Annotated in this window: 12 protein-coding genes; 3 read left to right on the forward strand and 9 right to left on the reverse strand. The window is 37.0% G+C overall.

Annotated elements, in window-relative coordinates:
• Positions 1 to 74 precede the first annotated feature (74 nt).
• Positions 75 to 473 carry a DUF4359 domain-containing protein gene (locus DM800_RS09365; protein ID WP_147786762.1) on the forward strand — a complete coding sequence of 133 codons (399 nt, stop codon included), beginning with the start codon at positions 75 to 77 and terminating at the stop codon, positions 471 to 473.
• Positions 474 to 492: 19 nt separating this feature from the next.
• Here DM800_RS09365 and DM800_RS09370 read toward each other — a convergent pair whose 3' ends face one another.
• Both DM800_RS09370 and DM800_RS09375 read right to left on the reverse strand, forming a co-directional pair.
• Positions 493 to 708: a DUF2922 domain-containing protein gene (locus DM800_RS09370; RefSeq protein ID WP_001197599.1), complete on the reverse strand. Its 216-nt coding sequence runs from the start codon at positions 706 to 708 to the stop codon at positions 493 to 495.
• Between the two features lie 107 nt (positions 709 to 815).
• Entirely contained in the window at positions 816 to 1,040 is a 225-nt protein-coding gene (locus DM800_RS09375; protein WP_097889544.1) for a DUF1659 domain-containing protein, read from the reverse strand.
• A gap of 110 nt (positions 1,041 to 1,150) precedes the next feature.
• Between DM800_RS09375 and DM800_RS09380 the strand changes: the two genes are divergently transcribed.
• Entirely contained in the window at positions 1,151 to 1,636 is a 486-nt protein-coding gene (locus DM800_RS09380; RefSeq protein ID WP_071758490.1) for a VanZ family protein, read from the forward strand.
• Positions 1,637 to 1,660: 24 nt separating this feature from the next.
• Here the strand turns inward: DM800_RS09380 and DM800_RS09385 are convergent, their stop codons facing one another.
• The 4 genes from DM800_RS09385 to DM800_RS09400 all read right to left on the reverse strand — a co-directional run bounded on the left by DM800_RS09385 (position 1,661) and on the right by DM800_RS09400 (position 7,573).
• Complete coding sequence (locus tag DM800_RS09385) at positions 1,661 to 4,417, reverse strand: DEAD/DEAH box helicase (RefSeq protein WP_147786763.1); 2,757 nt, start codon at positions 4,415 to 4,417, stop codon at positions 1,661 to 1,663.
• Positions 4,401 to 6,020 (reverse strand): SWIM zinc finger family protein, encoded by a 1,620-nt coding sequence (locus DM800_RS09390; RefSeq protein ID WP_147786764.1) that lies wholly within the window; start codon positions 6,018 to 6,020, stop codon positions 4,401 to 4,403. The genes DM800_RS09385 and DM800_RS09390 overlap by 17 nt, the downstream gene beginning before the upstream one ends.
• A gap of 298 nt (positions 6,021 to 6,318) precedes the next feature.
• On the reverse strand, positions 6,319 to 6,621 hold the full coding sequence (locus DM800_RS09395; RefSeq protein WP_075309753.1) for a DUF3910 family protein: 303 nt from the start codon (positions 6,619 to 6,621) through the stop codon (positions 6,319 to 6,321).
• Positions 6,622 to 6,700: 79 nt separating this feature from the next.
• On the reverse strand, positions 6,701 to 7,573 hold the full coding sequence (locus DM800_RS09400; RefSeq protein WP_016085532.1) for a cell wall-binding protein EntA: 873 nt from the start codon (positions 7,571 to 7,573) through the stop codon (positions 6,701 to 6,703).
• 664 nt (positions 7,574 to 8,237) lie between these two features.
• On the opposite strand from DM800_RS09400, the gene opuD reads away from it, so the two are divergent.
• Positions 8,238 to 9,752: a glycine betaine transporter OpuD gene (gene opuD / locus DM800_RS09410; protein WP_073517141.1), complete on the forward strand. Its 1,515-nt coding sequence runs from the start codon at positions 8,238 to 8,240 to the stop codon at positions 9,750 to 9,752.
• A gap of 613 nt (positions 9,753 to 10,365) precedes the next feature.
• Here the strand turns inward: opuD and DM800_RS09415 are convergent.
• The 3 genes from DM800_RS09415 to DM800_RS09425 form a co-directional block, all read right to left on the reverse strand.
• Complete coding sequence (locus DM800_RS09415; RefSeq protein ID WP_000988744.1) at positions 10,366 to 11,667, reverse strand: glycosyltransferase family 2 protein; 1,302 nt, start codon at positions 11,665 to 11,667, stop codon at positions 10,366 to 10,368.
• Complete coding sequence (locus tag DM800_RS09420) at positions 11,664 to 12,419, reverse strand: GGDEF domain-containing protein (protein ID WP_000794329.1); 756 nt, start codon at positions 12,417 to 12,419, stop codon at positions 11,664 to 11,666. The genes DM800_RS09415 and DM800_RS09420 overlap by 4 nt, the downstream gene beginning before the upstream one ends.
• Positions 12,420 to 12,679: 260 nt before the next feature.
• On the reverse strand, positions 12,680 to 13,891 hold the full coding sequence (locus tag DM800_RS09425; protein ID WP_001051033.1) for a NupC/NupG family nucleoside CNT transporter: 1,212 nt from the start codon (positions 13,889 to 13,891) through the stop codon (positions 12,680 to 12,682).
• Between the last annotated feature and the right edge of the window lie 328 nt (positions 13,892 to 14,219).

The raw sequence follows: 14,219 nt of genomic DNA on the forward strand, positions 1-14,219 counted from the left end.
TAGATGTTAGTCTTTCTAATTTGCATCGCTTGTACATATATATGAAAATAGAAAAGAGTAGGCGGTGAGATAGTATGAAGAAAAAGTATATTATTATGGCTCTAGTTGTTGTTCTTCTAGTATATTTAGCAAATAGTAATCCGAGTAAAGGTGAATATACGGATTGGGCAGCGAAGCAGTTTATGAAACGTAATGATGTAAGTAAGAAGCTAGACGAAGTTCAAAAGGAAAATGAAGAAGGTCTCCTTGGCGATTTAGCATCGGCTGGTAAGAAGTTGGCGAAAAAATATGTTGAGCCACAAGTTGGATTATTAATCGAGAATTATACAAAGCGAAATGATTATATTTTCTTCTCAACATATACGACCGAGTTTGATATAGGCGGAGAACATTATAAATATGTATGCGTCGGTTTTTCAAAAATCTTTATTCCGATTGAAATGCCGAAGAAAAAAGACGAATCTGCAACATGATGCAGATTCGTCTTTTTGTTTATAAGTTAATTGGAACTTCAGATACATTCTTTTCTACGAGACGGGCTCCTTTTTTTCGGGTATTTTCATTAATTGATGAAAATACAGATGAGGCAAGGATGGTATCCATTACTTGATTTACGACTTGTGCATCGACGGGTGTGATAGGTTTCTCGATAGAAAAAACAACTGTTTTTCCATCTTCTTTCGCAAAAATTAATTCTAGTACTTGCATATGTTATTTCCTCCTTTTTATTTATCCCGCTATATTGCGGGCAGGGTGATTGGTGTTGGTTCATACTTAGCGGGGGATGAACACCCCCCACTAAGTAAATTTTAACCTTATAGGGTAGAAAGATCTGATGTGCTAACAAGCTGTATAGTGTGAAGCGGTGATGCTTGTAAAGAAGCAAGAGCACGTGCTACGTTTTGTACTTGCTCTAAGTTTGCGTTTGTTTTAACACGCTTAAATTGTTTTTGCTTAAAAGCTGTTTTTCCGTTCTGATCTAATCCATTGTTTAAGACAAGACGTAAAGTTAAGTCCGTTACGATTGTTTCGACTGCCATGTTTATCACCCCCTTTCACTTTATAAATAGGGTGCAAATGTCATGTTTTGGCGTGAAATTTATTCTTTTTTTTGGTACGCTTAAAAGACTAAGAGAGGGGTTTCGGAAGAATGAATCGTAAATGGTTATTTTGGATTCCTGTTTTACTATGGATGGGGTTGATTTTCTATTCCTCGGCACAACCATATAAAAAGCAGGATATGCGTTCGGATATTGAACAATATGTAAATGTTGAGTTTGTGAAAGAGCATTTCTCGTGGGTATCTATCGATTATGGCGGTGGTACACCTGTTAGCATTGCAAATAAAGGTGTAGGCGGATTTATTGAGTTTTTCCTTCGTAAAGGTGCGCATTTTATGGTGTTCTTTATGCTCGGCTCATTGACGTATTACGCTTTTCATCGATCAGGTTATTCGAGGAAAAGATGTTTTATATATGCTCTTCTTTTCGTTGCGGGATATGCAACATTTGATGAAATTCATCAATGGACTACGGGAGATCGTACACCGATGTGGCAAGATTCATTACTGGATACATGCGGCGGATTAACAGGAATTATAATAAGCAATTGGTTTTGGAATAGAAAAAGGAGCTAATCTTTTGAGATTAGCTCCTTTTGTTTATACACCAAGTAATTCTTTTAGTTCATCTGTAGATAGTTCGGTCATCCAACTATCGGTTGTAATGACAGCGTTGTTTAATGATTGTTTTCTTTCTAACATTTCATCAATTTTCTCTTCGAGTGTCCCCGTTGTAATCAGTTTATGAACGTGAACGAAGCGTTTTTGACCAATACGATATGCGCGGTCTGTTGCTTGGTTTTCTACAGCTGGATTCCACCAACGGTCGTAGTGAATGACATGGTTGGCAGCGGTTAAGTTTAAGCCAGTTCCACCTGCTTTTAACGATAAGATGAAAATGTCATACGTTCCGTTTTGGAACTGCTCGATCATTTTGTCACGTTCTTTCTTCGGTACACTACCGTTTAAGAAGAGGACGCGCTGACCGAAATGTTCTTCTAACACATTTTTTAGCATGTTCCCCATACCGATGTATTGTGTGAAGATTAAACAACTTTCATTTTGATCTTTTATATTTTCAATTAGCTCCATTAGCGTGCTCGTTTTCATGGAACGTTCGATGATGTCTTTTGGTTCTGTTTCTTTTAAATAAAGAGCAGGGTGATTACAAATTTGTTTAAGTTTGTTCAGCATGAGTAATATAAATCCGCGTCTTTCAATCCCACTTAATCCTTCTACATTGTGCAATGTATCTTGAACAAGTTGCTCATATAAGGAAGCTTGTTCACCAGTAAGTGGACAGTACGCTTTCTGTTCTTGTTTATCTGGTAAGTTTAATGCGACTGTTTGATCTTTTTTCGTACGACGCAGTAAAAATGGTGAGATAAATCGTTGAACTTGTTGGATTTTTCCTTCGTCACGATCTTTTTCAATCGGTGAGACGAAGCGGCGCTGGAATTGTCCTAAGCTGCCAAGATATCCGTGATTAATGAAGTCAAAAATAGACCAAAGCTCGGAAAGTCGGTTTTCCATCGGTGTACCGGTTAAAGCGATTTTGTGAGTTGCTTGCAAGTTTCGTACTGCTTTCGACTGCTTCGTATGTGGGTTTTTAATATTTTGTGCTTCATCCAAAATAACAGCATCCCAGCATAACGTACTAAGTTCTTCTTCATCAAGCTGAGCTAATGCATAAGATGTTAATACAACATCTGCTGATTGAAGGAAGTCTTTAAATGATTCACCTTGTGCTCGGTTACTTCCATAATGTAACTGAACACGTAGATTTGGTGCGAAACGCTCAAATTCTTTTTGCCAATTTCCAAGAACAGATGTCGGTGCTACGATTAAAGCAGGGCCTGTTTGGAGATTGTTCTCTTTTATATATAGTAAGTAAGTGATCGTTTGAATACTTTTTCCAAGTCCCATGTCGTCAGCTAATAATGCTCCGAATCCAAGCGTTCTTAAATATAATAACCACTCAATGCCATGTTGTTGATACGGACGGAGTGTTGCGTTTAGTGCAGAAGGGACATCTACTTTTGGAATATCTCCAATGTGCAGTAGTTTTTGGAATAGTTCTTCATAATATCCATCTAGCTCGATTTCAATATCGGTAAATGGACTATCTTCTTCTACAATTTCTGTTTCAGCAGTGTTTGATAAATGTTGCTGAAGGACATCTTTCATTTCTAGTCCATATTTATCGGCACGGTTCATAAGCTTTCGTACTTCTTCAATAAAGGCTGGATCCAGTCTCATCCATTGACCATTTATATTGAATAACCGTTTGTTTTGTTCAACGAGTTCGAAAAATTCGCTTTCGGATAAATCAATGCCGTTCGTTGAAATGCGCCAGTCAAAGTTAACGAGTGTATTCATGCCGAAGAAAGATTGCGTTTGCGTGGCATTTTGCTTCAGCTGCACACGTAATTTTGGTTTTGTCGCTTTTAAATTTTGCCACCAGGATGGCAGTAAAATCGTAATACCTGCAGCGAGTAATTCGTTACTTGCTTCAGTTAAGAAGTTCCACGCTTCTGTTTCAAAGAGCTCACTTCGGAATGTATCGCCTTCTTTTAACCACGGCACGAGCTTACTGAATCCTTCTTGTGTTTCAAGAATACGTTCTTCATAATCGTGCCATCGTTTTGGTAAAGAATCGATACTTTCATATACATATATGCGATGTGCCCCGCGCTTTGGTGTAACAATTGTCTCAAGCTTCCACATTTCAAATTCTTCTTGCGGCTCTTGTAGCCGTAGTCCAATTGTAAAGGGAAGGTCATCTTCAATGTAACCAATTTTTCGAAGCCAATCTTCTTCATGTAGTGCTGCATCCAATTGTCTTTTCGTAAAGTCGTAATGTTCATAAAGTCTCTTTGCATCTTCCCATCCGTCGTTTGAACGGTTATCTTGTAATATGCTTTCATTTACCGCGGCCGAGAAAAGAGATGCCAATGTGTCATCTTCGATTGGGGTATTTTGCACTTTCCAAGATGGTTGTTTGGGCCAACGCTCCATATCAGGTACGAAGCTACCGCTTGTGAAGGCATCCCATAATTCGTTCGCATCTTTCGTAAGTGCTGTAATAGGGCCATTCATTTGAATATGGGCAAAGGAGTTCATCGGTTTATTAGCGATGTATTCAAATGCTTGTGCGTTTGTTAGCATAACACCTTGTTTTCCTTCAAAGGTTGCTTCCTTTAGAAACGTGCCGTAGAAGGAAGTGGAGTGCCATGTAAATGCATTTCGTTTCCAACTTGTTACGGATAATGGAGTACCGCTGTCATCTTCTCCCCAAAGGAACCAACCTTGACTAACGTGCTGGAGCCTAATTGTTACTTCAGTTTGATTGATCATCGATTAATTTTCCTTTCCGTAATTCCTCTTGTAGTGCACGCAGACGTGAATGTAAGTTTGCGATGTGAATAATGAAAGCATCCCATTCATCAGTACGCTTTAATCGTTTATATAATGTACGTAATTTCTTTAAGTAACGAACTGCACGTCTATATGATTTGCGGTTTCGCTCTTCAATGGCCTCGGTAGCAGCAAGGTGATAAAGAGGAAGGGCTGCTTCTGGTGCTTCCTTTTCAATATCTTTCAGTGGCTCTTTCAAAAGTTCAATTGCTTCAAACCCATGTAAGAGCTGAAGTTCTGCCCATGTACGATATTGCTTTTTCGCGAGTACGTATTGCTCATAGTTTGCGAAACTATATGGTAATAGCTCTTGCAAAATCATTTCGAGTCCGGCTTGTTCATTTGTATGGGTTGCATACGTTTCATACATGATGACAAATAAGCGAACGATATCTTTTATGAAAATCGTATTTTCGTGCTCATGTATCGTTTTCTTCACTTGTTTATACGTAAAGGAAAGCCAGTTTTTCGCACGATCCCACTGCATTGTATTTAATAGCTCTTCTAACCAATAGAAGTACAGACTTACAACAGAAGCAGGCTGTTTCTTTAGTAAGTCCATAGCTAATAGGTCTTCGTCATTTAAAAAGAGTAGATGAGAAGATGCTAATGCTTTGGAAAGTGGAGTGATTTTCGTATCGATTCGCTTTTCTTCTTCTTGCAGTTTCTCTTTATTGTGTAAGAGTTCACTCCATATGTGACGATAAATAAAAAATCTTTCTTGCGTATAGGCGTCAGTGGAGAAGAATACTTCGTGAACGAGACGAGCTGTTTCTTGCAAAATTCCTTCAGACTCTGAAGGAATCGCTTCTGATTGTAAGTCCCGAACGATGGATTCCACTTTATCTACAAATAAGCGAACGACGTTAACAGGCTGGTGATAAGAATACGTTTTATTTGCTTCGAAGTCCTGAATTTCTTCTAATAATTTTTGAAAGCAATAAAGCGCTGCATGTAGCCTGAACAACTCATGTATCGCAACGATACGCGGAGCTTTCCGCTCGAGTTTCGTATAGAAGTCTGTAAAAATACTCATAAGAAAATACATTTGTTTATAAGTAAGCCGAGCTTGTTCTTTTTTAAATGATTCATATTCGTTGTCAAAATACGATTGCCAACTTTTATAATCCGTTTCTTCAAACGCTGATGATTGCAATACTTGTCTTGCAGTTCGAATAGGAGGAAGGGAAGGTTTCGTATTATTTTTAAATAAAGTTAATACATCTCCTACTTGCCCGAAACTAGATGCTGCAGATAGTAAAACAGCGAGCATATGCTCACATTGCGTTGGTGCAAAGCAATCGCAATAGCTTTCAGCGACGTTACGAATCGGGATATGGACGCTATATACGCTGCCTGCAGCATCTACAGTTCCTGATAGCGTATAACCATCAAAGTCAACGTTGTAGACAACACCACTACGATATAGGTGCCGAGCTGTAGCGACATGTTCCTGATCAGCTGTTTGCTGTGGATCTAGTCCTTGAACGAACTCATTCGCAATCATCATAATTTCATCTTTCGTAATTGAGTGTTGCAGCATAATATTCCTCCGTACACATATTTCTTTCCTTTACCATTATAAACAAAAAATGCTCAAAACAGAAAAAATGAAATTTGGATTATCATATTGTAACTGTGAATGGAGATGGAAAGGTGTTTTTCAATATTTTTGAACGGCATCTTTTTTGTAGTTTACTTCTCTTGTCAATCTTTGTCGGTAAATCGATATTTTGTGTCGAACCGTTAATATATTTTTCTCTACTCGTGTTTACGAAGGGAAAATAAAAAGGATATCACTTAGCCGAAAAAATCCGACGAGGTGATATCCTTTTTTACAATTATGAGCGTGTTTCCTTTAATATCGCTTGCACATATGGATCATGTAATATTTGTTCTATAATTGGTAACATGTTTTGTTCGAATGGAATATCGATAGGAAATGGCTTTTGTGAGCCGGGTTTGATCCCATATTGGACAACTTTGTAATGTGTATTTTCTTCAGAGTGGAGCACAATTAATTTATACCGATTGTCATCGCCGGCGAGTGAAAAGTCAATGGAAGTAGCGTCGTATGTTACTTCATCTTTATATATATACGGTTTTGGTGTACCGATCCAGTCTACTTTTGCTTGTACATTCATGAACATAACCTCCTTATAGTTATTATAAAAAAATAAAAGCCAGCTCTCAACAAAGAGAACCGGCTTTAGCAGTCATTGGTTATTTTAAAATTTTCACTTTAACAGTTTTGCGTCCCCATTTTTGAGCAGCGCTATCTGATCCAAGTAGAATGTCGATACGGTTACCTTTAATTGCACCGCCAGTATCTCCAGCGATAGCTTCTCCGTAACCTTCTACCCATACTTTAGATCCTAATGGGATTACTTTCGGGTCAACAGCGATCATTTTCATGTTTGGGTTCGCTGTTAAGTCATGACCCATTGCAGTTAATACACGGCCGCCATATGTGCCACCGTTTTCGCTCGGATGAGCTGTATATGCTGTAGCTACAACTGTTAACTCACGACCATTAGAAGGTTCGCTAGTTTCAGCAGCTTTCACAGCAGGCTTAGCAGCTGGTTTTGCTTGTGCTGCAGGTGCTTTAGCTGGTGCTACAGTTTTAGCAGGAGCAGGTTGTTCTTGTTTCTCAATAACAGGCGCTGTACCTGTTAAGAAAGGAACGTGAACATAAGCTGTTTTCCCGTTATATTCAAATTGTAACCACTCATTTTGTACTTGGTTCGTTGTTTCGATCATATCGTCTTTCTTCAACGTTCCAAGAATTTCTGAGTTTGTGTTCGCTTCAGCACGTACGTTTAATACGTTAGCTGTTACGTAGTAGATGCTTTTTGTGAACTCTGCACTTACGAACGTGTCTTTACCATCTAAAGTGATTTTTGACCATCCGTTCTCTGTATTTTGAACATCTATTTTATTACCGTTTAGTAATTTACCGACAACTTTTGATTCAGTAGTAGGGTTTTCGCGCACATTTAGTACGTCTGTTGTTACAACAGTTTCTGCATTAGCAGATGATGTGAAAATCCCAAGACCAAAAACTGCTGCTGTTGCTATTCCAATTAATTTTTTCATGATAGCCTCCATTGCGTTTGTTTTCGTGTCCTCATTATAGCAACAGATTTTTTCGGATTTGGGGAAAACACACAATTACAAACCATTCGTAATCAGTCGTTAACATCCTGTAATATAACAAAAAATATAGGAAAACGTTTTTCATTCTATGTGATTAGTAGGTTTCTACTTATATTCAAAATATTTAATACAACATATATTTTTCGGCGTAAATAAAAATGTTACAGGAGTGTTACATGATGTTTACTAAACGATTACATTCCTTGAGTATTTTACCGTTTTATGGGTAATATAGTTATATAAACATAAACATTTCGTTTGTGAAACTATAAACACGTGCTATATACTAGCAAAAAAACCGCATAATTGTTACAAAAAGAAAGGGTTGCAAGGAAGAAAAATGCCCTTTTTTACATCTGTAACACATCCTTTTTTGGGAAAATACATTCCCATCCGCATTTTTCTCACACAATTTGACAGCAGTATTTCGATCTTGTAGCTCTTGCAGAGTGAAAAGGTTATACGGAAGGTAAGGCTGTCCATAAGAATTCGAATTGGTGAAGGTGAAAGTAAGAAAATCACCGTAAAATTATAGTTTTCTATCCGATTTTACATATCGGAATTTATGTTATTTACAAAAGTGAAACCTACGAAGGGGGATTTGATGAGGAAACTGACAAAAACATTCATCGTATCATTAACATTATGTATTGCATTTACAATTTGGGGGATTATTCCCGAATCTATTATTGGAAAAGGTAGCTTAGGAAATGTAACAACCGCAATTCAAACTGCATTAGTTAGTAAGTTTGGATGGTTCTATATTATTTCTGTTTCTATTATATTAGGTGTGTCTATCTTTTTAATTGTTTCGAAATACGGTTCTATTCGTTTAGGTAAAGATGATGATGAACCTGATTATAGTTATATGACATGGTTTGCTATGCTATTTAGCGCTGGTATGGGTATTGGTTTAGTTTTCTGGGGCGTTGCCGAACCATTAAACCATTTGTACGCACCTCCGTTTGGAGAAGGTGCAACTGAGGAAAGTGCGCGTCTTGCATTACGTTTCTCATTTTTCCATTGGGGATTACATCCGTGGGGACTATATGCATTTGTAGCGCTGTGTATTGCTTACTTTACTTTTAGAAAAGGAAAAGCAAGTACGATTAGTGCGACAGTAGGTCCGTTATTCAAGGGCGGGGAACATGGACGTATTGCTCATTCATTTGATGTGTTAGCTGTTTTCGCAACTGTGTTTGGTGTTGCGACATCATTAGGTCTTGGTGCGAAACAAATTGCAGGTGGTGTTAGTTATTTAACATCTATCCCGAATTCATTGCCGACTCAGTTAGTTATTATTGCAATCGTAACCGTTCTTTTCATGTTATCTGCGCAAACAGGTCTTGATAAAGGAATTAAATATTTAAGTAATGCGAATATTATTTTGGCGTTTGCACTTATGATTATTGTATTATTTGCAGGTCCAACAAACTTTATTATGAATTACTTCACTTCAACAATCGGTTCTTATATTCAGGAATTGCCAAGCATGAGCTTCCGTTTAAGTCCATTAGATGAAGGCGGAAATCAATGGATTCAGTCATGGACAATTTTCTATTGGGCATGGTGGATTGCATGGTCACCATTCGTAGGTACGTTTATTGCACGTGTTTCACGAGGACGTACCATTCGTGAGTTTGTTATCGGTGTGTTACTCGTACCGACCGTAATTGGTGCACTTTGGTTCTCTGTTTTCGGCGGGACTGGTATTCATATGGAGCTGTTTGGTGATGCTCATATCTTCGACAAAGTGAAAGAGATGGGAACAGAAGTAGGGTTATTCGCTATGTTCGATCAGATGGGAAGCTTTGGATCAGCTTTATCGGTATTAGGTATTCTACTTATTGCAACATTCTTTATTACATCTGCAGACTCTGCGACATTCGTTTTAGGGATGTTAACGACACATGGTAGTTTAAATCCACCAAACCGCATTAAAATGGTTTGGGGTATCGTTTTAGCATCGATAGCTTCTACCTTATTATATGTTGGTGGATTAGAAGCACTGCAAACGGCAGCTATTATTGCGGCATTCCCATTCGTCTTCGTTATTTTCTTTATGATGGCAGCATTATTTAAAGAGTTACAAAAAGAGGGGCGTATGAAGCGTCATTAATAATAGAAGGAAAAAGGGCTGATTATGTATCAGCTCTTTTTTATATAGAAGGAATTTTAAACACAAGTAAGGGAAATAAAATACTTTACTATATAAGTAGTATGCCTTTTATATAAAGGAAAATCGATACGTTTCGACAAATTACGATATTTTGTAAATTCTATTCGTATTTTTGACAAAAAATTGTCGGAAATGTGTTGTCACGTTTATGTATATGTGCTATATTATTTCCTGTAAGCGATTTCAAATAGTTTTAAAGCGCATTCAAGGGGGACATCTAGAATAATGAAACGTTACGAAAGAAAGTGGAAGCATATTTGTTTGAAACGTGTGGCACATCGTAGTGTCCAAGAAAACACGGAACCTAAGACTGAAACGCGCAACGAACAGCAAGAGAAGCAATTGGTTCTACAAAAATAGCAATCACTTTTTCGTATATAAATGAAGGTCGATCGTTCGTTGGGGGATGGACGTGAAATTACTTTCAGCTAAGGGGTATTGTCTGATATATATAATTTATACGGCAATAAATCAGCACAGAGCATACGGCGCTCTGTGCTGATTTTTATTTACAAAATAAAAATCAGTGGGAGAACTCCCACTGATTAAAGTTTTACTTTTCTTTTTTGAATCGAACTGTTTTATCCCAGCCAATGACTTGTTTCTTGCTCTTTGCACGTAAGTATAAAATTAAGCTGCGAATGAATAAGTACGTAAAGAGCTGTGCGTACGTAAAGTACATGATAACACTAATAAAAATATTAGTTGGTGTAAAGGTTCGTTCCACACTCTGGGCACTGAATAATTGAGAAACATATGTAATATATGCGACATACCACATAAATAGTAGCGGAATGCTATATTGAATTTGGAATATCCCGAGTAACCCAATTACAAACCAAACGTTCGAGATGATTAAGAATAGCCAAAATACAACATACACTAAAACTTGTTGTAAGGAATGGACGAGAAGTTTTCCTTTAAAGAAACTTAAGGAAGAAAACATTTTTTCTAAAATGTACAAGTTCCCTTGGAGCCAACGTGTACGCTGCTTAATAAGGATTTTTAAATGCTCAGGTTCTTGTTCCCATGTAATTGATTCTGGAACGATTGGTAAGAGATAGCCTTTTTGTGTAATTCGTAATGTTAATTCAGCGTCTTCTGCAATTGCATACGGATCATAACCGCCAAGTTCTTCTAATGCAGAGCGACGAAGAAGCATATTTGTTCCTGTTAGTGAACCTGTTTGGAATAGTAACCAGCGTCCTGATTGCATAAGGAGCTGGAAGATTTGAAATTCTAATGAAATCATTCGTGTTAGCCAGTTTCTGTTTTCATTTACAGTACGAACGTGACCAACAGCTCCAACAGCATCCTCGGTTGTTTCAGCGTGTTCTACAAGCATTCGCAGTGCATGTGGTTCAGGCTGGTTATCTGCATCATACACACAGAAGTATTCACCATCTGAAATACTAAGACCATAGTTTAATACACGCGATTTCCCTTTTGGTTCACCCGCCGGAACACGAATGTGACGAATATGAGCATAAGCTTTGTCAAAATCGTCACCAATTTCAGGTGTCTCATCTTGAGAGTTATCGTTTAATAAATAAACAGTTAGTTTACCTGGATATTCAATCTTTGCCATCGCCTCTAAAGTATCTTTAATAACGACCCCTTCATTGTGGGCTGGTATTAAAATGTCGACGCTTGGATAATGTTCTAGCGTACGATCTTTTCGTTTACTATTTCGGTGAACTAAACCTGCGAGTGTTAAGAAAGAATAGTAAACAAGTAAGGCAGAGAATAGAAAGGCTGTAAAGATAAGTATATACTTAATCGAAAATGTGATACTAATCCAAAAAACGAGTACGCAAAACAGAAGGAATAAAAGCAGTATAACGAGTGTCATCATAATAACGTCTTTCCTTTGTTCCCAATTTGCTCGCGTGAAATTTGTATATCTTGGATCGCTTCAGCAGCAAGCCATTGCTCCATTTTTGGCTTTAGACGGTTCATTACAATGTCAGCACCGGCTTCATTTGTGTTTTGTAATAAAATAACTAGCTTATTATTATCGTATTCAGCAGCAAGATCAAAGTCATCTCTTATCGTTTCAACTAATAATGAAGCTACACGGTTCATAACACTTTCCTTTGTATATTTACTAAAGGAATTGAAATCAAAGTAAATAATAACACCTGTTTCATTACGACGATTCATTGCAGTGATTAATAATGCTTGTCGTCTTTCGAATTCTTGTCTTGTTAATAATTTTGATTCTCCAATGTATTGTTCTAATATTCTCACACGTTCGGTTAATTCTTTATTTTCATGAATAACCTTCTTTAATAAATGAGTGGAGATATATACGATGAAGAAGTTTGCTGCCATTAGGAAGTGAGTAATAATGTATTCCCATTGTTCTGATGTACTCCATAAGTAAAGCCATGCTTGGTAGAACAGATAGAATACCGAAGTAATGGTTCCTAATATAAAAAGAACAAATGCGGTTTTATCAGTTAATAATAGAAATAGTACATTAACAATTACATATATAATTGTAAAAATGAGAGCATGCTCATATTGCGTTACATGTACAGTTGTAAAATAAAATAAAATTTGTAAAATCCACATAGAGAGGACTTTATAGAAGTTATTTTTCACAAAACTTTCCTCCTTAAAGGTAATTCATGCAAGGATACTTGTAGTATGCGCAATTATTAAGAAATAGACCGGATGACTAGGTTATTTTGGAGAGCAACAACAAGTAGTATCTCTCTTTTGCAAGAAAAAATAAACAGACTTACTAATTATTGTATCATAATGTTCTTATATTTAAGCATAAAGTATTTAATATATGCCAAAAAAATATACAACATATAATAAAAAGCCCCCTCTTTAGAAAGAGGAGACTTTGCGTCATTTTATAGGAACATCATACCTGCAACTGCTGCATTTAAGAAGTTTGCTAATGTACCAGCGATAACTGCTTTAATCCCTAACTGTGCAATTTGTTTACGGCGAGTAGGAGCTAACGTTCCTGTTACACCTAATTGAATTGCGATAGAAGAGAAGTTTGCGAATCCACAGATTGCGAATGTTAAAATTAAATTTGTTTTTGCAGAGAACTCTGCCATGTGTGGTCCTAAGTTTGCGTATGCAACGAATTCGTTGATTGCAAGTTTTTGACCGATAAAGCTTGCTGCTTGTATAGCTTCACCAGGAGAAACACCGATTAAGATTGCAAATGGTGATAGTAAGTAGCCGAAGATTAAATCAAGGCTCAGTTTAATATCGAACCAAGAACCAACCCATCCTAATAAGCCATTTAATAAAGCGATTAATGCGATGAAAGCCATTAACATTGCTGCTACGTTAATAACAAGTTGCATACCTTCAGATGCACCACGTGCCGCTGCGTCAATAACGTTTGCATCTTCACGTTCTGTAGAAAGTTCAACGTTATTATCTACTTTTTCTGTTTCTGGCATAATTAATTTCGCAATTAATAAACTTGATGGAGCTGCCATAATTGCCGCTGCTAATAAGTGTTCTAACGGAATACCCATTGCTGCATAGCCGACAAGAACTGATCCGGCAACAGCTGTCATACCGCTTACCATAATAGTGAAGAATTCACTATTTGTTAAACGTGCTAAGTAAGGTTTAATTAAGATTGGAGCTTCAGTTTGTCCTAAAAATACAGTTGTTACTGAGTTTAAACTTTCTGCTTTAGAAGTTCCAAGAAGTTTACTTAATGCGCCACCAACGACACTAACAAATCTCTGCATAATACCGAAATGATATAAGATTGCAACTAATGAACTAATAAATACGATTGGAAGTAGTGCTTGAATGAAGAAAACAAATCCCCAAGGGCCTTTTGCGTTGACTAAATCCCCAGCAACGAACTTAATTCCCTCGTAAGAAAAATTAATTAATCCTTGAACGCCATCTGCAGCGTATTTTAAACCTGCTTTTCCGGCATCCCATCGTAATACGATAAATGAAAATGACATTTGTAATGCTAGCGCGATTAAAATTGTGCGCCAATTAATAGCTTTGCGGTTGGAAGATAGTAAGAAAGCAATTGCTAATACTCCAATCACGCCGCCAATTCCCCATAAAAGATTCATGCAGTGTATGCTCCTTCCTCATAGTAAAAAAAGTGTATAAACCAGTTGTCTATACGTTTACGAATATAACATCTTAAGTAACTTATCATAATGGACATCGGAGGTCAAACGTCTAACGAAAAGTTTAAATAAAAAGAAAATTCTTTAAAAAAACACATATAAAATGATTAAACATGAAATAGGTTATGTTTTTTATGTAAAAATATACATTATGATAACGTTATGGAGTGTTTTTGTAGAATATAGTGTATGAAATAGGGAAATAGATACATTATTTTTTCGGGGATATAGGTGACATATATTAAAAAGAGCCTTCTAGTAATCTAGA

Origin of the sequence: Bacillus sp. AY18-3 (assembly GCF_008042305.1) — a bacterium.
GTDB classification, from domain to species: Bacteria; Bacillota; Bacilli; order Bacillales; family Bacillaceae_G; genus Bacillus_A; species Bacillus_A wiedmannii.

Bases quoted from the DNA above. Each gene is read 5' to 3' on its own strand.
- DM800_RS09365 (WP_147786762.1), top strand. From the start codon at position 75: ATGAAGAAAAAGTATATTATTATGGCTCTAGTTGTTGTTCTTCTAGTA.
- DM800_RS09370 (WP_001197599.1), bottom strand. From the start codon at position 708: ATGCAAGTACTAGAATTAATTTTTGCGAAAGAAGATGGAAAAACAGTT.
- DM800_RS09375 (WP_097889544.1), bottom strand. From the start codon at position 1,040: ATGGCAGTCGAAACAATCGTAACGGACTTAACTTTACGTCTTGTCTTA.
- DM800_RS09380 (WP_071758490.1), top strand. From the start codon at position 1,151: ATGAATCGTAAATGGTTATTTTGGATTCCTGTTTTACTATGGATGGGG.
- DM800_RS09385 (WP_147786763.1), bottom strand. From the start codon at position 4,417: ATGATCAATCAAACTGAAGTAACAATTAGGCTCCAGCACGTTAGTCAA.
- DM800_RS09390 (WP_147786764.1), bottom strand. From the start codon at position 6,020: ATGCTGCAACACTCAATTACGAAAGATGAAATTATGATGATTGCGAAT.
- DM800_RS09395 (WP_075309753.1), bottom strand. From the start codon at position 6,621: ATGAATGTACAAGCAAAAGTAGACTGGATCGGTACACCAAAACCGTAT.
- DM800_RS09400 (WP_016085532.1), bottom strand. From the start codon at position 7,573: ATGAAAAAATTAATTGGAATAGCAACAGCAGCAGTTTTTGGTCTTGGG.
- opuD (WP_073517141.1), top strand. From the start codon at position 8,238: ATGAGGAAACTGACAAAAACATTCATCGTATCATTAACATTATGTATT.
- DM800_RS09415 (WP_000988744.1), bottom strand. From the start codon at position 11,667: ATGATGACACTCGTTATACTGCTTTTATTCCTTCTGTTTTGCGTACTC.
- DM800_RS09425 (WP_001051033.1), bottom strand. From the start codon at position 13,891: ATGAATCTTTTATGGGGAATTGGCGGCGTGATTGGAGTATTAGCAATT.